This is a genomic window from Polaribacter sp. Asnod1-A03 (assembly GCF_045063585.1).
In the GTDB taxonomy this organism is placed as follows: domain Bacteria; phylum Bacteroidota; class Bacteroidia; order Flavobacteriales; family Flavobacteriaceae; genus Polaribacter.
The window spans coordinates 3,275,731-3,297,945 of record NZ_JBEFOE010000009.1 but is presented as its reverse complement, the minus strand read 5'-3'; the positions used below and the strand labels follow the sequence as shown (position 1 = coordinate 3,297,945).

General features: G+C 27.3%; 21 protein-coding genes. 12 read left to right on the top strand and 9 right to left on the bottom strand.

Going from position 1 to position 22,215, the window contains the following annotated elements:
- Window positions 1-41: 41 nt before the first annotated feature.
- The 4 genes from ACJJVY_RS14725 to ACJJVY_RS14710 all read left to right on the top strand — a co-directional run bounded on the left by ACJJVY_RS14725 (window position 42) and on the right by ACJJVY_RS14710 (window position 6,695).
- The gene (locus tag ACJJVY_RS14725; RefSeq protein ID WP_405610424.1) at window positions 42-3,386 is read left to right on the top strand and encodes a DUF4175 family protein; all 3,345 of its coding nucleotides are present in this window, start codon (window positions 42-44) and stop codon (window positions 3,384-3,386) included.
- 2 nt (window positions 3,387-3,388) lie between these two features.
- Window positions 3,389-3,802, top strand: coding sequence for an rRNA maturation RNase YbeY (gene ybeY / locus ACJJVY_RS14720; protein WP_405610421.1), 414 nt, complete (start codon window positions 3,389-3,391; stop codon window positions 3,800-3,802).
- A gap of 45 nt (window positions 3,803-3,847) precedes the next feature.
- Window positions 3,848-5,725, top strand: coding sequence for a tRNA uridine-5-carboxymethylaminomethyl(34) synthesis enzyme MnmG (mnmG, locus tag ACJJVY_RS14715; RefSeq protein WP_405610418.1), 1,878 nt, complete (start codon window positions 3,848-3,850; stop codon window positions 5,723-5,725).
- A gap of 112 nt (window positions 5,726-5,837) precedes the next feature.
- Window positions 5,838-6,695 (top strand): class I SAM-dependent methyltransferase, encoded by an 858-nt coding sequence (locus ACJJVY_RS14710; protein ID WP_405610415.1) that lies wholly within the window; start codon window positions 5,838-5,840, stop codon window positions 6,693-6,695.
- An 808-nt stretch (window positions 6,696-7,503) separates the two neighbouring features.
- On the opposite strand, the gene ACJJVY_RS14705 is transcribed toward ACJJVY_RS14710, so the two are convergent.
- From ACJJVY_RS14705 to panB, 6 genes are all read right to left on the bottom strand, one after another.
- The gene (locus ACJJVY_RS14705) at window positions 7,504-7,902 is read right to left on the bottom strand and encodes a DoxX family protein (protein ID WP_405610412.1); all 399 of its coding nucleotides are present in this window, start codon (window positions 7,900-7,902) and stop codon (window positions 7,504-7,506) included.
- 34 nt (window positions 7,903-7,936) lie between these two features.
- Window positions 7,937-8,089 carry a hypothetical protein gene (locus ACJJVY_RS14700; RefSeq protein ID WP_405610409.1) on the bottom strand — a complete coding sequence of 51 codons (153 nt, stop codon included), beginning with the start codon at window positions 8,087-8,089 and terminating at the stop codon, window positions 7,937-7,939.
- 31 nt (window positions 8,090-8,120) lie between these two features.
- Window positions 8,121-8,510, bottom strand: a complete 390-nt coding sequence (locus ACJJVY_RS14695) for a VOC family protein (protein ID WP_405610406.1) — start codon at window positions 8,508-8,510, stop codon at window positions 8,121-8,123.
- 2 nt (window positions 8,511-8,512) lie between these two features.
- Window positions 8,513-8,971, bottom strand: coding sequence for a DUF1801 domain-containing protein (locus tag ACJJVY_RS14690; protein WP_405610403.1), 459 nt, complete (start codon window positions 8,969-8,971; stop codon window positions 8,513-8,515).
- Window positions 8,972-8,996: 25 nt separating this feature from the next.
- Window positions 8,997-9,935, bottom strand: coding sequence for a 2-hydroxyacid dehydrogenase (locus ACJJVY_RS14685; protein ID WP_405610400.1), 939 nt, complete (start codon window positions 9,933-9,935; stop codon window positions 8,997-8,999).
- A gap of 310 nt (window positions 9,936-10,245) precedes the next feature.
- A complete protein-coding gene (panB, locus tag ACJJVY_RS14680; protein WP_405610397.1) occupies window positions 10,246-11,064 on the bottom strand; it encodes a 3-methyl-2-oxobutanoate hydroxymethyltransferase in 819 nt (272 codons plus the stop codon).
- Window positions 11,065-11,332: 268 nt separating this feature from the next.
- Here panB and ACJJVY_RS14675 point away from each other — a divergent pair, with 268 nt between their 5' ends.
- The 3 genes from ACJJVY_RS14675 (at window position 11,333) to ACJJVY_RS14665 (ending at window position 12,986) form a co-directional block, all read left to right on the top strand.
- Entirely contained in the window at window positions 11,333-11,899 is a 567-nt protein-coding gene (locus tag ACJJVY_RS14675) for a sigma-70 family RNA polymerase sigma factor (RefSeq protein ID WP_405610394.1), read from the top strand.
- A gap of 3 nt (window positions 11,900-11,902) precedes the next feature.
- On the top strand, window positions 11,903-12,166 hold the full coding sequence (locus tag ACJJVY_RS14670) for a hypothetical protein (protein WP_405610391.1): 264 nt from the start codon (window positions 11,903-11,905) through the stop codon (window positions 12,164-12,166).
- Window positions 12,167-12,344: 178 nt separating this feature from the next.
- Window positions 12,345-12,986: an O-methyltransferase gene (locus ACJJVY_RS14665; RefSeq protein WP_405610389.1), complete on the top strand. Its 642-nt coding sequence runs from the start codon at window positions 12,345-12,347 to the stop codon at window positions 12,984-12,986.
- Between the two features lie 39 nt (window positions 12,987-13,025).
- Here ACJJVY_RS14665 and ACJJVY_RS14660 read toward each other — a convergent pair whose 3' ends face one another.
- Complete coding sequence (locus ACJJVY_RS14660; protein ID WP_405610386.1) at window positions 13,026-13,307, bottom strand: twin-arginine translocase TatA/TatE family subunit; 282 nt, start codon at window positions 13,305-13,307, stop codon at window positions 13,026-13,028.
- 93 nt (window positions 13,308-13,400) lie between these two features.
- Here ACJJVY_RS14660 and ACJJVY_RS14655 point away from each other — a divergent pair, with 93 nt between their 5' ends.
- Together ACJJVY_RS14655 and ACJJVY_RS14650 are read left to right on the top strand one after the other, a co-directional pair.
- Window positions 13,401-14,666, top strand: coding sequence for a D-alanyl-D-alanine carboxypeptidase/D-alanyl-D-alanine-endopeptidase (locus ACJJVY_RS14655; protein WP_405610383.1), 1,266 nt, complete (start codon window positions 13,401-13,403; stop codon window positions 14,664-14,666).
- A gap of 19 nt (window positions 14,667-14,685) precedes the next feature.
- Window positions 14,686-15,417 (top strand): zinc-dependent peptidase, encoded by a 732-nt coding sequence (locus tag ACJJVY_RS14650; RefSeq protein ID WP_405610380.1) that lies wholly within the window; start codon window positions 14,686-14,688, stop codon window positions 15,415-15,417.
- Between the two features lie 13 nt (window positions 15,418-15,430).
- Here ACJJVY_RS14650 and ACJJVY_RS14645 read toward each other — a convergent pair whose 3' ends face one another.
- Together ACJJVY_RS14645 and mutS are read right to left on the bottom strand one after the other, a co-directional pair.
- Window positions 15,431-15,895, bottom strand: a complete 465-nt coding sequence (locus ACJJVY_RS14645; protein WP_405610377.1) for an RNA methyltransferase — start codon at window positions 15,893-15,895, stop codon at window positions 15,431-15,433.
- On the bottom strand, window positions 15,895-18,504 hold the full coding sequence (gene mutS / locus ACJJVY_RS14640) for a DNA mismatch repair protein MutS (RefSeq protein ID WP_405610374.1): 2,610 nt from the start codon (window positions 18,502-18,504) through the stop codon (window positions 15,895-15,897). Before mutS ends, ACJJVY_RS14645 begins: the two co-directional genes overlap by 1 nt.
- An 88-nt stretch (window positions 18,505-18,592) precedes the next feature.
- Between mutS and ACJJVY_RS14635 the strand changes: the two genes are divergently transcribed.
- Genes ACJJVY_RS14635 through ACJJVY_RS14625 form a run of 3 tightly spaced genes read left to right on the top strand, consistent with a single transcriptional unit; the run spans window position 18,593 to window position 21,893 of the window.
- A complete protein-coding gene (locus ACJJVY_RS14635; protein ID WP_405610371.1) occupies window positions 18,593-19,126 on the top strand; it encodes an RNA methyltransferase in 534 nt (177 codons plus the stop codon).
- A 54-nt stretch (window positions 19,127-19,180) separates the two neighbouring features.
- Window positions 19,181-21,226, top strand: a complete 2,046-nt coding sequence (locus tag ACJJVY_RS14630) for a tetratricopeptide repeat protein (RefSeq protein WP_405610368.1) — start codon at window positions 19,181-19,183, stop codon at window positions 21,224-21,226.
- Window positions 21,216-21,893 (top strand): response regulator transcription factor, encoded by a 678-nt coding sequence (locus ACJJVY_RS14625; RefSeq protein WP_405610365.1) that lies wholly within the window; start codon window positions 21,216-21,218, stop codon window positions 21,891-21,893. Before ACJJVY_RS14630 ends, ACJJVY_RS14625 begins: the two co-directional genes overlap by 11 nt.
- Window positions 21,894-22,215: the final 322 nt, after the last annotated feature.

The following is a 22,215-nucleotide window of genomic DNA, read 5'->3' as shown; positions in this document are numbered from 1 at the left end:
GTTGTGTATTTATGTAAAAATGGTACTTTTAATTATTAATGATGACAGAATTTAAGAGAATAGAGGAGAAGTTACATCAATTTACCAGAAAATATTACACTAGTGAATTGATAAAAGGAAGTATTTTATTTATTTCCTTTGGATTATTGTATTTGTTATTTACCCTATTTCTAGAATATTTTTTATGGTTAAAGCCATTTGCTAGAACTGTTTTATTTTGGCTTTTCTTATTAGTAGAATTATTTTTATTAGTACGATTTATTTTTATTCCAATTTCTAAATTAATAGGTTTAAGAAAAGGAATTAGTTTTGAAGATGCGTCTAAAATTATAGGGAGTCATTTTCCTGAAGTAGAAGACAAATTATTAAATATTTTACAGTTAAAGAAAAGTAGCAATCAATCAGATTTATTATTAGCAAGTATCAATCAAAAATCAGAAGAATTAGCACCAATTCCTTTTGTAAAAGCCATTGATTTTAAAAAGAATAAAAAATATTTAAAATATGCTGTAATACCAGTTTTAATCTTACTAATTAACTCATTATCAGGTAATAATAATAATTTAACTCAAAGTTTACAACGTGTTGTAAATCATAATATTAGTTATAATCCACCTGCACCTTTTTCTTTTTTATTAAAAAATGAAGATTTAAAAGTTGTTCAAGGAAAATCAATTTCTATTTTGGCAGAGACTTATGGAAATGTATTACCAAATGAAGCTTCTATCAATTTTAATAAAGAAAAATATTTTTTACAAAATAATGGAAACGGAACTTTTTCTTATGTATTTTCTGATGTACAAAAACCAATTCATTTTTTTATTGAAGCAAATGGTATTGTATCTCAAGAATACATTATTAAAGTGATTAATACACCTACTATTAATACCATTTATTTAGATTTAAATTATCCTAAATATCTTAAAAAAAAGAATAATAAAATAGAAAATTCTGGTAATATTTCTGCTCCTGAAGGTACAACTATTACGTGGAACGTTTTAACAAATCAAACTGATTCTTTATCATTTATAAAGAATGATAAAAGAGAATTTTTTAAATTGATTGACAAGAATATTTTTAAATTTTCTAAAAATATTTATAATAACTTTAATTATAAAATTACTTCTTCTAACAAAGATTTAAAAGATTTCGAAAATTTAGATTTTTCTATATCTGTTATAAAAGATGAATTTCCTTTTATTTCTGTTGAATCAAATTTTGATGAAACAAAAAGAGGAACATCGGAATTTGCTGGACAGATTTCTGATGATTACGGAATACAAAAATTACAGATTTTTTATTATGATGAAAATTATCCTGAGGTTAAAAGTGATTTTCAATTAGCTATTTCCAAAGAAAATATTCAAACTTTTTTTTATCAATTTCCTGATGGTTTAAATTTAAAAGAAGGAATAGAGTATGAGTTTTATTTTCAGGTTTCTGATAATGATGCTGTAAATGGAAGTAAGAAATCTAAGAGTAAAATATTTAACTATAGAAAAAGAGATAAACAAGAAATAGAGCAAGAGCTTTTACAAGAACAAAAAAATACTATTAATAATATAGAATCTTCTATACAAAAACAATTAGAGCAACAGAAGAATTTAGAAAAAGTTCAGAAAGATTTACAAACTAAAAAGAAGATTAATTGGAATGATAAAAAGAAAATTGATCAATTTCTTAAACGTCAGAATGATTATAATCAAATGATGGAAAAACAAACAGACCAATTACAAGAAAATCTTGATGAGCAATCTGAAGAGAATGAAAATCTACAAAAGAAAAAAGAAGAATTAAAAAAGAGAATAGAAGAACTTAAAAAACAAGATAGACAAAAAAAGCTATTAGAAGAAATTGATAAAATGGCAGAGAAACTAAATAAGGAAGATTTAGTTAAAAAAGCAAAAGAATTATCGCAACAAAATAAACAACAAGAAAGAAGTTTAGAAAGAATATTAGAGTTAACAAAACGGTTTTACGTAGAGCAAAAGACAATGCAAATTGCTAATAAAATTGAAAATTTAGCAAACAAGCAACTAGGTTTAAGTAATCAAGAAGATGAAAATATTCTTAAAAAACAAAAAGAAGTAAACAAAGATTTTCAAGATATTAAGAAAGAACTAAATGATCTTAATAAAGATAATGAGAAGTTAAAGTCACCTATGGAACTTCCGGATGTTGATGAAGAAAAAGATAATATTGATTTAGAATTACAAAAATCTGAAGAAAATTTATCAAAAGAAAATAAGTCTAAAGCAAAAAAAAATCAGAAATCATCTTCTCAAAAAATGAAAAAGATGAGTAGTAAAATGCAACAATCTATGTTAGAAATGGAAGCAAACTCTATTGAGGCTAACATAGAAGATTTGCGTAAAATTTTAGAAAACTTACTAAATTTTTCTTTTCAACAAGAAAACTTAATGAGCAAGTTTCTAGAAATATCTACTACACATCCTGACTTTGGTAAAGATTTAAAAAAGCAAAATGAGTTAAAATCTTACTTCGAACATATAGATGATAGCTTATACGTTTTGTCTATGCGTGTACCCAAAATATCATCAAAGATTAAAGAAGATCTTTCATCTGCACATTATAATTTAGATATGTCTTTAGATAATTTTTCTGAAAATTTATTTCCTAACGGAGTTTCAAATCAACGTTATGTGATGAATTCTGTAAATAGTTTATCTGATTATTTGAGTGATATTTTAAATAATATGCAAAACTCTATGTCTATGAAAAAAGGACAAGGAAAACCTGGAAAAGGAAATGGTTTTAGTTTACCAGATTTGATAAAGAAACAAGAGGGTTTATCAAAAAAAATGAAAGAAGGAATGCAAAAAGGAGAAGGAGAAAAAGTAAATAAACCAAATAAAAATGGTAAATCAGGAGAAGAAGGTAAGTCTGGAAAAAATGGAAACAAAAAAGGAAAAGGCGAAGGTGATCTAAAAGATGATTTAAATGGTAAATTATTTGAAATTTTTAAACAGCAAAGTCAATTAAGACAAGAGTTAGAAAATGCAATAAGAGAAGGAGAGAAGGGTAATTCATTACCAAACTCATCAGCAAAAAAGGCATTAAAAACAATGGAAGAATTAGAAAATGAAATTCTAGAAAAAGGATTTAATTCTAATACAATTCAAAAAATGCAAGATTTAAACTATCAATTATTAAAATTAGATAAATCAGTTTTAGAACAAGGTGAAGATAAAAAAAGAAAATCTAATACCAATTTAAAAGAAATAAATAGACAAAATATCAAGGCTCTTCAATTTAAAAAGCTGTTTTATAATCAAACAGAGATATTAAACAGACAATCATTACCTTTGCAGCAAAATTATAAAAATAAAGTTAGAGAGTATTTCTCTAATTTCAAGACATATTAGATATGATTACTTTTAATTACGAGACCGATTTTAAATTAGAAGAAGAAAATATTTTAGAACATTGGATAGATTCTGTTGTGGAAAATAACGAGTTTACTATTGGTGAAATAAATTATATTTTTTGTGATGATGAGTATCTTCATAAATTAAATGTAGAGTTTTTGCAACATGATACACTAACTGATGTTATTAGTTTTGATAATACTTTAGGTAAATTGATTAGTGGAGATATTTACATTTCTATTGAAAGAGTAGAGGATAATGCTAAAGATTTTAATGTTTCTTTTAAAGAAGAATTACAAAGAGTAATGATTCATGGTGTTTTACATTACATGGGTTACAAAGATAAATCTGTAGAGGAAAAAGAAGTAATGAGAAATGCGGAAAATAATGCATTATTGCTAATAAATAATTGATATTCAGTTTAATAATATAAAAAGTTTCACGTGGAACGTTAAGTAATGAGTTTATTTACAACAACATATGATGTAATTGTAGTAGGAGGAGGGCACGCTGGTAGTGAAGCCGCTGCTGCTGCTGCAAACATGGGTGCACATACTTTATTGATTACAATGAATTTGCAAAATATAGCGCAAATGAGTTGTAATCCTGCAATGGGAGGAATTGCAAAAGGACAAATAGTTAGAGAGATTGATGCTTTGGGTGGTTACAGCGGGATAGTAACAGATAAAACTGCTATTCAGTTTAAGATGTTAAATAAATCTAAGGGGCCTGCAATGTGGAGTCCGAGAGCTCAATCTGACAGAATGCAATTTTCGGAATGTTGGAGAACTATGTTAGAGCAAACTGAAAATTTAGATTTTTATCAAGATTCTGTAAATGGATTATTGTTTGATGAGAATAAAATTATCGGAGTTAAAACAACTTTAGGTTTAGAAATAAAAGCAAAGACTGTGGTAATAACTGCAGGTACTTTTTTAAATGGATTAATCCATATTGGTGATAAAAGTTTTGGTGGTGGTAGAGCAGGAGAAGGAGCATCAACAGGTATAACAGAAGACTTAGTTGCTAAAGGTTTTGAATCTGGAAGAATGAAAACAGGAACTCCACCAAGAGTTGATGGTAGATCTTTAGATTATTCTAAAATGATAGAACAACCTGGTGATGAAATTACAGAAAAGTTTTCTTATTTGCCAACTACAAAACCATTACAAAAACAACGTTCATGTTGGTTAACGTATACCAATTTAGATGTTCATGATTTGTTACGAACAGGCTTTGATAGATCGCCAATGTTTAATGGTAGAATCAAATCTACAGGTCCAAGATATTGTCCTTCAATAGAAGATAAGATAGATCGTTTTGCAACAAAAGATAGACACCAAATGTTTATTGAACCAGAAGGATGGACTACTTGTGAAATGTACGTAAACGGATTTTCTACATCACTTCCAGAAGATATTCAAGACAAAGCCATTCGTTCTGTTGCCGGTTTTGAAAACGTAAAATTCTTGAGATATGGTTATGCTATAGAGTACGATTATTTTCCACCAACACAATTAACACATTCTTTAGAAACTAAATTAATTGATGGTTTATTTTTTGCTGGTCAGATTAACGGAACAACAGGTTATGAAGAAGCAGCTGCACAAGGTTTGATGGCGGGTGTAAATGCAGCTTTAAAAGTGCAAGAAAGAAAACCTTTTATTTTAAAAAGAAACGAAGCATATATTGGTGTTTTAGTTGATGATTTAATTACAAAAGGTACAGAAGAGCCATATAGAATGTTTACTTCTCGTGCAGAATATAGAACTTTATTAAGACAAGATAATGCGGATTTAAGATTAACACCTATTGGTTTTAAGTTAGGTTTGGCGTCTCAGGAGCGATTAGATAGAGTTATCAAAAAGCAAGAAAAGGCAGATTTGTTAGTTCAGTTTTTAGAGAAAACAAGCGTTAAGCAAGAAGAGATAAATCCTATTTTAGAAGCAAAGAATTTAGCTTTGATTAACCAATCTATGAAGCTTTATAAAATTGCAGCAAGACCACAATTAGAATTTTCTGATTTTAAAAATATAGAAAAATTAAAAACTTTTTTATTAGAAAAAGAGATTGATAAAGAGGTAATAGAACAAGCTGTTATTCATTTAAAATATTCTGGTTATATCGCGAAAGAAAAGAGCAATGCAGATAAATTAAATAGGTTAGAAAATGTAATGATTCCTGCTACGTTTGATTATCAAAAAGTAAAATCTTTGTCTTTTGAAGCTAGAGAAAAACTAACGAAAATACAACCAACATCTATCTCACAAGCTAGTAGGATTAGTGGAGTTTCACCAAGTGATATTTCTGTTTTATTAGTTTATATGGGTAGGTAATAATATTTTTTCATAAGATGTTCCTCGTGGAACATCTTATGAAAAGTTAAAGTAAAAACACTAATTATAATTCCTGCTTTGGCAGGAATTTCATTTTTTGAGATTAATATAAATGAATAAGAAAATCGATTTTTATAAAGATTTACAACCTTTTTTAGCATGTAAAGATTATACCGTTTCTAAAGAAATTTATGAACTTAAAAAGAATGTAGAGTTTGATATGTTGGTTACAGTTCCTGTGCCAAGAAACTTAGGAGATTATTATAAAAGTGAAGACTATATTTCTCACACAGATTCTAAAAAATCGTTGTTAGATAAAGTGTATCAATCTGTAAAAAACATCACTTTAAAAAGGAAATTGAAATTGATTAATTCTTTTAAAACATCATCTAAAAATATTTTAGATGTAGGAGCAGGAACAGGAGATTTTTTAAAAGTTTGTAAAAATAATTCTTGGAATGTTAATGGAACCGAACCAAGTTTAGAAGCTAGAAATATTGCTTCTATAAAAGGCGTTTTATTAAAAGAAAATTTATCAGCATATAAAAATGTAAAGTTTGACGTAATTACACTTTGGCATGTTTTAGAGCATGTAGAAAATTTAGAAGAATATATTTCTACTTTAAATAATTTACTTGCAGAAGATGGTAGATTGATTATTGCTGTTCCAAATTATAAAAGTTATGATGCAATTTATTATAAAGAATTTTGGGCTGCTTTTGATGTACCTAGACACTTATGGCATTTTTCTCAAACATCAATTTCTAAGTTATTTTCTCTAGAAAATATGACTGTAGAAAAAACACTGCCAATGAAATTTGATGCGTATTATGTTTCTCTTTTAAGCGATAAATATATGTCAGGAAAAATGAATCCTATTAAATCTTTTTATAGAGGTTTCTTATCAAACTTAAAAGCAAAAAGAACAAAAGAGTATTCTTCTTTAATCTATATTCTTAAAAAGAAATAGAATCTTTTTCTTGTATTGATGCTTAAGTTTAGAACATAATAGATCGTTTCAGAACATTTTTTTAATCTTTTCAAAATATTACCTTTTATTTGTAATAGTAAGAATAGATTTATTTACTTTAAATTAAAAGTTTGCTACTATTAAAAGAATAAGTTGTTTTAAAATTTTATTTAAAACCAGTTGTAAATTTATTTACAACTGGTTTTTTTGTTTTAATTATATCTTTTTCATCAAAATAATAGGCGTTGTTCCTCGTGGAACAATATTTTTTTATTTGGAATATTAGATAAATTTAGTTTAGATTTTTTAAAATGTATCTAGGAAGTGGAGTAGAGGAGAACAGTTTTTACTACGCTTTTTCTAAAGGCAAATTTTAAAATCAACTTTAAAGAATTTATATTTTATATAGAAGAATTTTTTTTAAAAGTAAATCTAATTTAATTTTTGTTGTTTGTAGAAAATAAAATAGATTCTAAAATCATGAATTAATTTTCATCAGTATTTCTTTTTTGATATTTTTTATAGATAAATATTTTTTGGATCGATTTTTTGTAAGGAGAAATCTATTTCTGAAAAAAAATCTAAAAAATGATTTATGACGATAATTTAGAGTGAAAAGCTAAAAAGTTTTACTTCTTATAATTTACAAGCTTAAAAAGTAATAAAAATGATTTTAAAAAGCGCTGTTAATAGTTAAAATAAGTAATAAGATAAATACCTTAGAGAAAAAAGAAAACCTCTTAAAATTAATGTTTTAAGAGGTTTTTTAATAAATTATGTTTATTGAAGCTTTATTTTATTATCAATATTATTTATTTAATAAATAAACACCGAAAACGGTTATCAAAAAATAAACACCTAAAGACATCGCTCCTGGATAATCTTTTGCAAGTCGTTGACCAATGAGCATAAAAATTAAACTGACCGCAGAAAGCTCAATTCCGAGTAAAGCGATTTTTTTTACTTCTGTTGTGTAAATTTGATAAACTCCAATAATCATTAAAATAGATGCAACAATTTCTAGAACTAAAAGAACTGCTAATAAAAAAGGAACATTATTTTTTAAAGGTGAATTTTTAAAATGACCTTTTATAAAAATTACATTTCCATTCCAATCAGAAATTTTTTCAAAAGAAGAAATTACATAAGTGATAATTAAAAAGATTAAAATTAATATTTCTGTCGGATGATTAGAAAGTAGTTTCATTTTGGATGCTTTTTAATTATTGCAAATATTCTTTTTAAACCGTTTCTAAAGCTTCGTATGCATATTCTGCATTCTCTTTTTGCTTTTCTTTTAAAGCTTTATCAAAATTTTCTCTTGCTATTTTTCTAACTGCCGAAAATGAATGTTGTCTCTCTCTGTCGTACAATAATGTTTTTTTGTAAATCATAAGTATTTGTTTTTTCTGTTAATTAATTGTTTTACTCACTAAAAGCTTGGTCAATTGGTTCCCATAGCTCTATTTTATTTCCTTCGTTGTCTAATATCCAACCGAATTTACCATAATCGTATTCTTGTATTTCTCCCACAATTGTAACTCCTTCTTTTTTTAGTTCTTTTAATAATTCAACTAAATTTTCTACCCTATAATTAAACATAAAGTCTTTTTTAGAAGGTTCAAAATAATTAGTATCATTAGAAAACGGACTCCATTGTGTAGAGCATTTATTACCATCTTTATCTTTCCACCAAAAAGTACAACCCCAATAATCTGTATTAAAACCTAAATGATTTCTATACCACTCTTTAGATGCTTTAGAATCTTTAGACTTAAAAAATATTCCACCAATCCCTGTTACTCTATTTTTCATCTTTATTTCTTTTTAATATTAGTTTCGTAAATATCTATCCATTCTTTAACCGAAATTTTTTGACACAATTCTGTAATTAAATCAAATGGAATTTCTTCTATTTTTTTAAATCGAATACAACTTTTACCCATATCTAATTTTCGTTTGCAATGTTTTGGATATTCGTTTACAAACCAATTATGAATCTCTGGTACAGCATAAATGCCATTATGATATAAGTTAATGGAGTTTTTTTGTGATGCAAAACTCATAAAAGGCAAAGGTTCTTCTGGTTTACAATGATAACCATTAGGATAAATTTCATGTGAAACATAATAGCCTATTATACCGTATTGAATACCTTCTGTAAAACCCTTTGGTAGGTTTTCTTTAATTGTTTTTCTAAGTTGATTTAAAGTGTTTTTACGCGCTTCTGGAGCTTGATTGATATAATCTTCTGGAGAAATAGCTTTGTATTGCATAACATCTTATTTTGATATCTACAAGTTAGCAAAAATTTGCCTTAATTTTATCTACAATTGTTTGTGCAAGTCTTGCTTTACTTTCAATGGTCCAACCTGCAACATGCGGACTTAATAAAACATTTTCTGAATTGATTAAATATTGAAAAGCTTCTGGCATTTTATGATCGGAAAATAAGTTTTCGAAAGAAGATTTTTCGTACTCTAAAACATCTAAACCAGCTCCTAAAATTTTACCACTTCTTAAAGCAGTAACTAAATCTTTGGTAACTACAGATGTTCCACGTGCAGTATTTATCAACCAAAAATTCTTTTTAAAATTGTTGATAAAACCTGTGCTTATCATGTTTTTTGTTAATTCTGTTTGTGGCGTATGTAAACTTAAAACATCTGCTTTTTCTTGTAATTCAGCTAAAGAAACTTGTTTGCAATTAGCATCACCAATATTTGGTTTTAAATCGTAACATAAAACTTCAACATTAAAACCACGTAACTTTTTAGCGAATGATTTTCCCATATTTCCATAACCAATTAAACCAATAGTTCTTCCGTCAAGTTCAATTCCGCGGTTTTCTTCACGTAACCATTTTCCGTTTCTAACTTCGTTATCTGCTTTATTTAATTTATTAAAAAGTGATAATAACATTCCTAAAGAATGTTCTCCAACAGCATTTCTATTTCCTTCTGGAGCAGCAATTAGTTTTATGTTTTTTGATACTGCGTAATCACAATCAATATTTTCTAATCCTGCACCAACACGTCCAATAAATTTTAGGTTTATGGCTTTGTCTAAAAAAGCTTTATCAATTTTAAAACGACTTCTAATGATAAATCCATCATACAAATGAATTTTGGCTTCAATTTCTGGTTTAGTAGATGTATAATCTTCATCATTTGTAAAACCTAAACTATTTAATTGATTTATTAAAAGTGGGTGATTCGTATCTAAATGTAGAATTTTCAAATTATAAATATTTAAACAATTAGAGTTAGAATAAAAATTTAGCTAACCCATTTTGTAATTAATAAAAATAGCGCCATTAATGGTAAAATGAAATACACCATAAAGCTAAAAACTTTTAAAACTAAATCAAATAAGGGTAAAAGATTTTCATTAATTTTTTAGATAAAGTTTCTGACATATTTTTTTAGAACAAATACGTATGAGTAAAATAACGAAAGTGTAAATAAAATATAAAAAGTAAACTTTATTTTTTCAAATAAACTCATTTGATAAACTTTATTCTTTCCCTACAGAAAGACTAGAATGAGTTTTAATACTGTTCTTTCTCATTAGGGAAATCGCCACTTTTTACATCTTCAATATAAGTTTCAAAAGCCCCCGTCATATCCTTATATAAATCTAGATATCTACGTAAAAAACGTGGATGAAATTCGTGTGTCATTCCAATCATATCATGGGTTACTAAAACTTGTCCGTCAACACCATTTCCAGCACCAATTCCTATTACCGGAATCGAAATTGCTTCAGCTACTTTTTGTGCTAATTTAGCAGGTACTTTTTCTAAAACTAGCGCGAAACAACCTAAACGCTCTAACATTAAAGCATCTTCCATTAATTTTTCTGCTTCTTCTTCTTCTTTTGCTCTAACAGTATAAGTTCCAAATTTATAAATAGATTGTGGTGTTAAACCTAAATGTCCCATAACAGGGATTCCTGCATTTAAAATACGTTTAATAGATTCTTTAACTTCTTTACCACCTTCTAATTTTATAGAATGTCCGCCAGATTCTTTCATAATTCTAATTGCAGAACGTAGCGCTTCTTTAGGATCCGATTGATAACTACCAAAAGGTAAATCTACCACAACTAAACATCTACTAATTGCTCTTACAACAGAACTTGCATGATAAATCATTTGATCTAAAGTAATTGGCAAAGTAGTTTCATGCCCCGCCATAACGTTAGAAGCAGAATCACCAACTAAAAGAACGTCTATACCAGCACCATCTAATATTTTTGCCATCGTAAAATCGTAAGCAGTTAACATGGAGATTTTTTCTCCATTTTTCTTCATATCCACAAGAGATTTTACGGTAACCTTTTTGTATTCTTTCTTTGCTGCTGACATATTTTTTTATGTTTTTTTGTGGGTGTAAATGTACGGATTATCCTTAAATATTTTAGAGGTATATATTTAGTTAATCTTAAATTAAGAATAATAAATTATTTATTTAAAAATATTTAGTCTTAAAAATTGTAATACTTGTAAATATTAAGAGAAATTGGCCTTTTTCTAAGCCATGTTTGTAATATTTATCAATTATAATAGTTGTAAGACTATAAGCTGAGTAATAAAGAATAAAAAATAACGTTATATTTGGTTTTTATTATTGAGTATGATGGAAGAGCAAATTGTATTAAATACAGACAAATGGATTGATAATTACGCAGATTATATGTATAATTATGCTGTTGTTCGTGTTAATAATAGTGATTTGGCAAAAGATTTGGTACAAGATACATTTTTTGCAGGATTAAAATCTGCTAAGAATTTTCAAGGAAAATCAACAGAAAGAACTTGGTTAGTTTCTATTTTAAAAAGAAAAATTATAGATCATTACAGAAAAATAAATTCTAAAAAAGGGAAAGCTGAAGTTAGAATGAATTTTTATGATGAAGGAGAAAATGAAGGAAATTGGTTAGAAGAAAGAGTACCACAAAGTTGGGATAATCAATCGGAAAAATCAATTGAAAATGAAGAGTTAAAAAGTCAGTTAGAATCCTGTATAGATGGTTTGCCAGAAAAATATGGCATGGTATTTAGAATGAAAACCATACAAGAGTTTGAAACTGAAGAAATTTGTAAGGAGTTAGATATTACAGCGTCAAATCTATGGGTTATCATACACAGAGCAAGAACACAACTTAGAAAGTGTATGGAAGATAATTGGTTTAATATTTAGAAAATGTTTAAAAGATTAAAACTTACTTGCGACGAAGCAACTACCATATGTGATAAAAATCAATATGGAGAAGCAACATTATTAGAAAAATTAAAACTGAATATTCATTTTATAACATGTAAAATTTGTTTTAAATACACTAAACAAAACATGACGTTGACTAAGATATATAAAGGGCATGCTAAAAGTTGTAAAGAATTAAAATCTTGTTTGAGTACAGAAGAAAAAGAAGTTTTAAAAAAAGAATTACAAAATATAAAAGTATAAAGATTTTTTAGTGATTTTGTAAAATCACATTTTTTTGATTTTTTGTTAGATTGAAACGGAATTTATAGAAATATAGATTCCGTTTTTTTGTATTTTTGATATTCCTCTACTCTCGAGCGCAGTTGAGAGTTTTTATAGAAATTTAAAAAGGTTTTGTCTGCGCACAACCAAATAAAAAATGCATTTTTTACCAGAAAATATAGATAATTACGCTGTAAATCACTCTCAAGAAGAACCAAAAATTTTACAAGAATTAAGTAGAGAAACTTGGCAAAAAGTACTTAACCCAAGAATGTTAAGTGGTGCTTTTCAAGGACGAATTTTATCTATGATAACCAAATTAATTCAACCAAAAAACATTTTAGAAATTGGTACTTACACAGGTTATTCTGCACTGTGTTTGGCAGAAGGTTTATCATCCGAAGGAAAAATTATAACTATTGATAAAAACGAAGAACTAGAAACTCTACAAAATAAATACTTTGAAAAATCTGGTTTTAGAAATCAAATAGAACAATATGTGGGTAATGCTCTAGAAATTATACCAACTATTGATAGAAAATTCGATTTGGTGTTTATAGATGCAGATAAATCTAACTACATTAATTATTTTCATTTAATTATTAATAAAATGAATTCTGGTGGAATTATTTTATCCGATAATGTTTTATGGAGCGGAAAAGTAGTAGAAAAATTAGATCCAAAAGATAAAGACACAAAAATACTTTTAGAATATAATAAATTATTAAATTCTGATGATAGAATAGAAACTGTTTTATTGCCAATTAGAGATGGCTTAACAATAAGTAGAGTAAAATAAGTTTAGAAAATAAGGGATAAAAAAATAAACGATTACTTATTATCTATTACGTTTTATAGGACCTGTAAGATCATCAATATTATCTTTTACTTCAGAAATTTGTTTGTTAATATCTTTAGTAAGGTCTGTATCAATTCCGTTTTTAGTAGCGCTATCGTTAATTTCTTTTTTAATGTCATTTGTAGCATCTTTAATTTGACGCATACCTTTACCTAAACCTTTAGCAATTTCAGGAATCTTATCTGCACCAAAAAGCATTACCACAATTAACATGATAACCATAATTTCTGGACCACTAATAAATAAAAAAGTTGTGCTCATACAATTACAAAGGTAAATATTTATTCAAGATATAAAGTTCACAAATTAAATTATTTGTAATTTAGAAATTATAATTATTAAAAAAGTTAACGTATGCTTAAAAAAGTACTCATTTTTCAATTATTACTTGTTTTTTTAATAAGTTGTAAAACAGCTAAAATTACTAGAAATATTGATAGAAAAATAAACACTTCTTTTTTTGATAATCAATTTACAGGCATTTATATTTATGATGTAGAGGCAGATAAAGTTTTATATAACTACAATGGAAACAAATACTTTACACCAGCAAGTAACACCAAAATATTTACACTTTTTACAGGTTTAACTATGTTGCCAGATTCTATTCCGGCTTTTAAATATGCTGTAGATAAAGATACAATTACGATACAAGGTACAGGAGATCCTACTTTTTTACATCCATTTTTTAAAGATAGTACAGCTTTAAAAATGGTAAGAAAATATAAAAAAGTAAATATTTTAATGAATAATATTGTTGATAAACGCTATGGACCTGGTTGGGCTTGGGAAGATTTTGATAGCTATTTTAGTCCAGAAAGAAGTGCTTTTCCTATGTACGGAAATGTACTAGCAATCGAAAATAAAGATTCTATAAATATAGCACCGAACTTCTTTAAAAAAGACTTAAAAATTACAGAAAAAGGATATGGAAGAAAAGAACTTTCTAATAGTTTTTATTTTGATAAAAACCGAACTAAAGAAACCGAAATTCCGATGATTATAGATAGTAAATTAATCAGTAATCTTTGGAATGATATTTTGCCTAATAAAGTTGACATCATTTATAAAACGCCTTTAAAACCTAGTACAATTGAATATAGTATCCCTACGGATACTTTGTACAAAAGGATGATGGAAGTAAGTGATAATTTTTTAGCAGAACAGATTTTAATTTTGGCAGCATCCACAATTTCTGATACTTTAAATACTACTTCTGCCAAAAAATTTGTGTTAGAGAATCAATTAAAAGATTTAGAACAAAAACCACGTTGGGTAGATGGTTCTGGGTTGAGTAGATATAACTTATTTACACCAAATTCTTTTGTTGAAGTATTGACTAAAATGTACCAAAAAATACCCGAAGAAAGATTATTTCAATTTTTTCCTATTGGTGGCAAATCTGGTACTTTAAAAAATTGGTACGCAGGAAACCCAACACCATATATTCACGCAAAATCGGGTACTTTGGGTAACAATTATAATTTAAGCGGATATTTAATTACAAACTCTGGCAAAGTTTTAATTTTTAGCTATATGAATAATCATTATATGCATTCTAATTCTGATGTAAAAAAGAAAATGCAAACTGTTTTTGAAGAGTTAAGAGAAAATTATTAGTATTTTATAAAAGTTAAATTTGAAAATAAAGTATAAAATATTAGCTCCTCTTTTTAGAAAAAAATCTAAACTTGAATGTCATCAGGTTTTATTGAAATCAAATTCATATTACAGAAACCTATCTGATGTTCACAAAGCCAATTTTCAATTAAGAACATTGTTATTTATTTCTACCACAAATTTCAGTTCAGAACCTGGTTTTTTGGTAAATAAAAAAATGAAGATTATTATTTCAAGTGCTTTTGTTCAAATTACATTTGGACTAAAAACAGATACTTTAAAGAAGTTTAATGATGTATTTGTTGCACCAAGTGCTTACTCTTATAAGAATAATAAAGCAGTTTTTAAAGGTGATGTAAATATTGCAACTAAAAAGGTAAATATGTCTTGGCCAGCGATAGAAAAAGGTTTTAAAATTACGGATGATGCACTTAATTTATCTATTCATGAATTTGGACATTGTTTAATTTTTGAGAATCACACAAGATCTTATTTTTCTAAAATATTTAATAATAGAGATTTTGAAAATTGGAAAAATCATGCAGAAACTAAATTCAAAAAAGTAAAAGCGAAAGAAAATAAAGTTTTAAGAGATTACGCAGGCACTAATCTTATCGAGTTTTTTTCAGTTTCTTTAGAAACATTTTTTGAACAAGCAGCACATTTTGAAAAAAATGAACCAAAATTATATGCAAGTATGACTCAATTATTAAAGCAAGATCCAAGAAATAAAAAGGATCCTATTTTATAGAATTCGTTGAGGTTTAATCCACTTTAAAATTAAACTTCGCTTGTCTATCGTACATAATAATACTTCCTGCTACAGAAACGTTTAAGCTTAATTCAGATTTAAATTTCACTAAATGATGCGATTTTTCAATAGCTAATTTAGACATTCCATGATCTTCTGCACCTAACAAATAAACGCAACGTCTTGGATGTGTAAAGGTTTCTAATTGTACCGCTTTTTCATCTAACTCTACACCAACTAACATAGCACCTTTGGGTAAGTTATTAAAGAAATCATCGAAAGTTTCGTAATGAAAATAAGGCATAGCACCAGTTGCTTTATGCGTATCGCAAGCTTGTTTTGCATAACGATTGCCAATGGTAAAAATAAAACTTGCACCCATATTTTGTGCAGAACGCCAAAGAACTCCTAAGTTTTCAGGTGTTTTTCCATTCTGAATTCCGATACCGAAAAAACCTTGTTCTAAATTATTTACCATTATTTTTTAATTAGCATTCGCTTAATTTCATTCAATTTCATCAATGCTTCAATAGGTGTTAAAGTATCAATGTTAGTAGCTAAAATTTCTTCTTTAATATTTTCTAACAAAGGATCATCTAACTGAAAAAAGCTCAATTGTATTTCTTCATTTTGTTCTTGTTTTAAAACATCTTTAACTTCGGCACTTTTGTTATTTTTTTCTAGTTTGGCCAAAATTTTATTCGCTCTATGAATTACCATATTTGGCATTCCAGCTAATTTTGCAACATGAATACCAAAACTATGATCTGAACCACCAGGAATTAATTTACGCAAGAAAATAATGGTGTTTTCTAACTCTTTTACAGACACATTAAAGTTTTTAATGCGCTCAAAACTGGTAGTCATTTCATTTAATTCATGATAATGCGTAGCAAATAATGTTTTGGCTTTGGTTGGATGCTCGTGTAAGAACTCTGAAATTGCCCATGCAATCGAAATTCCGTCATAAGTAGACGTTCCTCTACCAATTTCATCTAAAAGAATTAAACTGCGCTCAGAAACGTTATTTAAGATAGATGCTGTTTCGTTCATTTCTACCATAAAAGTAGATTCTCCCATAGAGATATTATCACTTGCACCAACACGTGTAAAAATTTTATCTACAATTCCAATTTTTGCATTTTGTGCAGGAACATAACTTCCCATTTGTGCTAATAAAACAATTAATGCTGTTTGCCTTAAAATTGCCGATTTACCAGACATATTCGGCCCAGTAATCATAATTATTTGTTGCTGGTTTCTATTCAACACAACATCGTTTGCAATATAGGTTTGATCAATTGGTAGTTGTTTTTCAATAACAGGATGACGACCGTTTTTAATTTCTAAATCAGTGCTTTCATCCATAATCGGACGCACATAATTGTTGTCAATTGCCAAAACAGAAAAAGACAATAAACAGTCAATTTTTGCAATAATTTGCGCATTTTCTTGTACTTTTTGTACAAATTGAATGATATATTGTAGTAATTTAGAGAAAATCTCTTGCTCTAATTTCGCTATTTTTTCTTCAGCACCCAAAATTTTAGTTTCGTATTCTTTTAGTTCTTCTGTAATATATCTTTCTGCAGAAACCAAAGTTTGTTTACGAATCCATTCTTCTGGAACTTTGTCTTTATGTGTATTTCTAACCTCAATATAATAGCCAAAAACGTTGTTAAACGCAATCTTTAAACTAGAGATTCCAGTTCGTTCCGTTTCACGTTTTAGCATGTTATCTAAATATTCTTTTCCGGAGTTAGAAATTGCGCGTAAATCGTCTAATTCTTGATGAACGCCAGTAGCAATTGCATTTCCTTTGTTGATGTTTACAGGAGCTTCATCAAATAAAGTTGTTGTAATTTTTTCAATTAAATCTTGGCAAGTATGTAATTGATTTCCTAAATCTTTTACCGCTTTATTTTTGCTATTTTCTGCGGATGCTTTTATCGGTAAAATTGCTTTTAAAGAATCTTTTAAAAGTACAATTTCTCTTGGAGATGCTTTACCAGTGGCAACTTTAGAAATTAATCTTTCTATATCTGAAACTTGTTTTAATTGATAGGTTACAGTTTGAGAAAATTCATCAGAATCTATAAAAAACTTTACCAATTCATGACGATTTTTAATCTCGTCAATATTTTTTAAAGGAAGTGCCAACCAACGTTTTAATAAACGTCCTCCCATTGGAGAAATCGTTTTATCAATAACATCTAAAAGTGTAACTGCATTTATAGAATTTGGATTGTAAAGCTCTAAATTTCTGACGGTAAAACGATCCATCCAAACATAATTATCTTCAGCAATTCTGCTAATATGTTGAATGTGTTTTAGTTGATTGTGTTGTGTTTCAGACAAATAATACAATACTGCACCAGCAGCAATAATTCCGTTTTTAACATCCTGAATTCCAAAACCTTTTAAACTTTTTACTTCAAAATGATTGTGTAAAGTTTCGTTTGCATATTCTTTTTGAAAAACCCAATCGTCTAAGTAAAACGTATAATATCTGTTTTCAAAAAGTTCTAAAAATTGTTGTTTGTTTTGCTTTTGAACTAAAACTTCACTCGGACTAAAATTTTGCAACAATTTATCGATGTATTCTGCATTTCCTTGCGCCACTAAATATTCACCAGTAGAAACATCTAAGAACGAAATTCCGAGTTGTTTTTTATCAAAATGAACTGCAGCTAAAAAGTTGTTTGTTTTGGTTTGTAAAACTTCGTCGTTTAAAGAAACTCCTGGAGTTACTAATTCTGTAACACCACGTTTTACAATGGTTTTGGTCATTTTAGGATCTTCTAACTGATCGCAAATGGCAACACGCATTCCTGCTTTTACTAACTTTGGTAAATACGTATTTAAAGAATGATGCGGAAAACCAGCCAAAGCAGTTTCAGTTTCACTTCCGGCCCCACGTTTTGTTAGTGTAATTCCTAAAACTCCGGCGGCTTTTTTAGCGTCTTCACCAAAAGTTTCGTAAAAATCTCCTACTCTAAAAAGTAACATTGCATCAGGATATTTATTCTTGATTGCATTGTATTGTTTCATTAAAGGAGTTACCTTTTTTGGTTTCGGTTTTGCCAAGTTTTTAGAAATTTTCAGTTAGTTTTGCGAAGATAAAAATTAGTAAGCAGTTATCAGTAGCAGTTTACAGTGAACTTATTCACAAGATATGAGGAAATTAAAAAATAATGAGTTAGGTAGAATTTCGGTTGATGAATTTAAAACCGTAGAAAAAACGCCTTTAATTGTCGTTTTAGACAACATTAGAAGTTTAAATAATATTGGTTCTGTTTTTAGAACTTCGGATGCTTTTCTAATTGAAAAAATATACTTGTGTGGTATTTGTGCAACGCCGCCAAATAAAGACATTCATAAAACTGCTTTGGGCGCAACAGAATCTGTAGCTTGGGAATATGTAGAAGATACATTGACTTTAGTAGAAAAATTAAAAGCTGAAAACGTAAAAGTTTTGGCTATTGAACAGGCTGTAGATTCTACAAAATTAGATACTTTTTATCCGAAGAAAAATGAAAAATATGCTATTGTAATGGGTAACGAAGTAAAAGGTGTGCAACAAGAAGTGGTAAATGCTTCAGATTTTTGTATTGAAATTCCGCAATTGGGTACCAAACATTCTTTAAATATCTCTGTAACTACAGGTGTTGTTATTTGGGATTTATTTCAAAAAATGGGAAAATTATAACTTGTTTTCAATATTAAATTCTATTTTTAGAATTAAATGAAAATCACCTATAAAATGATAATTAAAGGTAGGGAATTTAAAGAATTTATTAAAAAAAGTAACTATTTTAACAATAAGAAAAGAATAATTCTTTTTTTCTTACTAACTACAAATATTACTGTTTCTGCTCAAGATAAAGTTTATAGTAAAATAAAAGATTCTACAATTACTTTATTAAATGAATATGTAAAAACAAAACAACAAGATATACCTAAAAAGGCATTTTTATTAGCAGAACAAACAAAGGCAGATACATTACTTAAAAATACATACATAAACTTTGGTATGAAAAGTTTTTTTGCCAAAGATTTGCCTATTTTAACTTTATCAGAAAAAAAATTAAAACAATTTTATCTTAGAACAAAAGATACAGCTGCTTTAGCAAAACACCTTTATTTTAAAGGGCTTTATTATAAACTTCAATTTAAGCCAGATAGTAGCTTTTATTATTACAATGAATCTAAAAACCTTTCTGTAAAGTTAAAAGATTCTTTAGAAGCAGCAAGAAGATTACTTTCTATGGCTGCACTTCAGTACGACGAGAGAGATTATTTAGGTAGCGAAAGTTCTATTATAGAAGGTTTACGTTTTGTAGAACCTAATATTAAAAGTAAAGATTTTAAAGAACCTCTTGGTAAAGTTTTTTTTACAGGTTTATTATATGAAAGATTAGGTAATGTTTTATACCTAACAGATAGACAAGAAGAGGCTAGAAAAAATTATTTAAAATTTTTCAAAATTCAAAGTAAAACTCCTGGCTTAGTAATAAAATACGAAAAAGCTAGGTTATACAATCATTTGGGTAATACTTATGAGTTAGAAGGAGATTATGAAAAGGCAATAGAATACTTAAAAAAAAGTCTTGCTATAGATAGTTTAAAATTTAAAAGTTTATATAGATATGAGGCTGCTTTAGGTAGTTTGTCTTACAATAACTTAATTTTAGGTAACAATCAATTAGCTTTAAAAGGTTATTTAGAAGTTTTAGAATCTAGAAAAAAAAGAAATTATAAAAGAGGTTTGGTTATTACTCATTCTAATTTAGCAGAATTTTATGATGTAAATAACAATACTAAAAAAGCAATATATCATGCTAAAAAAGGACTAGAAGTAGCTAAAAGTATTAGTTATAATAGATATACTTTAGAGAACCTTGTAAGATTATCTAAAATAATAAAAGGAGAAAAAGGAAGATTATTTTTAGAAGAACATTATATTTTAAATGATAGTCTTTTTAAAAGAGAACGATTTTTAAAAAATCAATTTGCAAAAGTAAGATACGAAACAGAAAAAAAAGAGGCTGAAAATATTTATTTAAAAGAAGAAAATATTAGAAAAGAACTAGAAGTAGAAACAGAAAGACAACATAAAACAATAGGTTGGTTAATAACTAGTTTTTGTATTATGTTGATGGTTTTTGGTGTTAGTATTGTTTTTAATAGACGAAAAAAAATGTTATTTAACGCTAAGTTAAAACAAGTAGAAGTAAGAGAGAAAGAACGTAAACAGATAGCAAAATCTTTGCATGATGAGGTTGCTGGTGATATTAGAATGTTGCATTTAAAACTATCTAAATCTAGCCAACTAGAAGAGGCAAAAAGTTTAGATATTATTAAAGAAAATGTTAGAAATTTATCACATCAATTAAGTAGTGAAAGCTTTAATGATGTTTCTTTTAAAGATCAAGTGATTAATTTAGTTTCTGATTTTTTTGAAATTAAATTTAGAGTTTTAATAGAAAAAATAGATGATATTAATTGGAAAACAATTGACAATTCTATAAAGAGAATCTTATTTTTATCAATAAGAGAAAGTATTCAAAACACAAAAAAACACTCTGAGGCTACAAAAGTTATTGTATCATTTTCTGAAAGAAAGAAAAGTCTTATTTTAAAGATAAAAGATAATGGTAAAGGTTTTGATGTTAACGAAAAGAAATCTGGAATTGGATTAAAAAACATGAAGGAAAGGGTAGAGGAAATAAATGGTGCATTTACAATAGATAGTATTTTAGATGAAGGAACCGAAACTGTAATTGAAATTCTTAAAAATGGAAACTAGAACAAGAATTTTAGTTGTTGATGATCATCAATTGGTAATACAAGGTATTTTATGTTCCTTAAAAGAAGTTGGTGATTTTGATGTAGTTACAACTAATAATTGTGATGATGCTTTTCAATTAATAAAAATGCATCAAAATAATAATCCGTTTCATTTATTATTTACAGATTTAAGTTTTGATAATTCTACGGAAGAAACCAATTTAGATGGAGGAGAAGAGTTAATAAAAGCAATTAAAAATAATGATTTTGATATTAAAATTGCTGTTATTACTGGCCATACAGAAACTAATAGAGTCTATAATGTTATCAGTAATTTAAAGCCAAATGCATATTTATTAAAAAGTAAATGCGATGCTGTAGAAATAGGTTTTGCTGTAAAAAAAATGTTAGCAAATGACTATTATTATACACACGAAATTCATCAGAAAATAATGCGTAGAAACATCATTCAAATTCAAATGGATGATGTAGCAATACAAATATTAAAAGAATTACCTAACCATCCTAAAATAGGAAATTTAGAAGGAATTATTAAAAAAGATGATGGGACGCTTATAAAATTGAGATCTATAGAAACAAAATTAAGTAATTTAAGAACAGATTTAAATGCAAATAATAATACCGATTTGGTGTTGAAAGCTAAAGAGTTAGGTGTTATAGATTGATTTTTTATTGCGGAAATTTTCGTTTTAAATTACGGTTATTTACAAACTAATTTTTTTTAGTTTATTAATTTAGCATTGTATTATTTCCCTCAATAATGCGATAAAACTTAATTGTAGATGTAAACCAAGTTAGGTTTATAATCAAAGATTAGAAGAAAAGCCTTTCTGATATTTTCAGTAAGGCTTTTTAAATTTTAAAATTTCATTTTGCGGAAATCTTCGTTTTAAAATACGGACTTTAACAAAGTATAAGTATTTAACCCTTTTATATTTGTAGTATACTACTGCTAATAGTATAAAAAAAAGGGATCAATTGCAGACA

What these genes read in the sequence shown, in the direction of transcription:
- ACJJVY_RS14625 (WP_405610365.1), top strand. Translation starts at nt 21,216, where the DNA reads ATGGAAACTAGAACAAGAATTTTAGTTGTTGATGATCATCAATTGGTA.
- ACJJVY_RS14705 (WP_405610412.1), bottom strand. Translation starts at nt 7,902, where the DNA reads ATGAAACTACTTTCTAATCATCCGACAGAAATATTAATTTTAATCTTT.
- ybeY (WP_405610421.1), top strand. Translation starts at nt 3,389, where the DNA reads ATGATTACTTTTAATTACGAGACCGATTTTAAATTAGAAGAAGAAAAT.
- ACJJVY_RS14700 (WP_405610409.1), bottom strand. Translation starts at nt 8,089, where the DNA reads ATGATTTACAAAAAAACATTATTGTACGACAGAGAGAGACAACATTCA.
- ACJJVY_RS14675 (WP_405610394.1), top strand. Translation starts at nt 11,333, where the DNA reads ATGATGGAAGAGCAAATTGTATTAAATACAGACAAATGGATTGATAAT.
- ACJJVY_RS14710 (WP_405610415.1), top strand. Translation starts at nt 5,838, where the DNA reads ATGAATAAGAAAATCGATTTTTATAAAGATTTACAACCTTTTTTAGCA.
- ACJJVY_RS14635 (WP_405610371.1), top strand. Translation starts at nt 18,593, where the DNA reads ATGAGGAAATTAAAAAATAATGAGTTAGGTAGAATTTCGGTTGATGAA.
- ACJJVY_RS14655 (WP_405610383.1), top strand. Translation starts at nt 13,401, where the DNA reads ATGCTTAAAAAAGTACTCATTTTTCAATTATTACTTGTTTTTTTAATA.
- ACJJVY_RS14690 (WP_405610403.1), bottom strand. Translation starts at nt 8,971, where the DNA reads ATGCAATACAAAGCTATTTCTCCAGAAGATTATATCAATCAAGCTCCA.
- ACJJVY_RS14660 (WP_405610386.1), bottom strand. Translation starts at nt 13,307, where the DNA reads ATGAGCACAACTTTTTTATTTATTAGTGGTCCAGAAATTATGGTTATC.
- ACJJVY_RS14665 (WP_405610389.1), top strand. Translation starts at nt 12,345, where the DNA reads ATGCATTTTTTACCAGAAAATATAGATAATTACGCTGTAAATCACTCT.
- ACJJVY_RS14695 (WP_405610406.1), bottom strand. Translation starts at nt 8,510, where the DNA reads ATGAAAAATAGAGTAACAGGGATTGGTGGAATATTTTTTAAGTCTAAA.
- ACJJVY_RS14630 (WP_405610368.1), top strand. Translation starts at nt 19,181, where the DNA reads ATGATAATTAAAGGTAGGGAATTTAAAGAATTTATTAAAAAAAGTAAC.
- ACJJVY_RS14725 (WP_405610424.1), top strand. Translation starts at nt 42, where the DNA reads ATGACAGAATTTAAGAGAATAGAGGAGAAGTTACATCAATTTACCAGA.
- panB (WP_405610397.1), bottom strand. Translation starts at nt 11,064, where the DNA reads ATGTCAGCAGCAAAGAAAGAATACAAAAAGGTTACCGTAAAATCTCTT.
- ACJJVY_RS14645 (WP_405610377.1), bottom strand. Translation starts at nt 15,895, where the DNA reads ATGGTAAATAATTTAGAACAAGGTTTTTTCGGTATCGGAATTCAGAAT.
- ACJJVY_RS14670 (WP_405610391.1), top strand. Translation starts at nt 11,903, where the DNA reads ATGTTTAAAAGATTAAAACTTACTTGCGACGAAGCAACTACCATATGT.
- mnmG (WP_405610418.1), top strand. Translation starts at nt 3,848, where the DNA reads ATGAGTTTATTTACAACAACATATGATGTAATTGTAGTAGGAGGAGGG.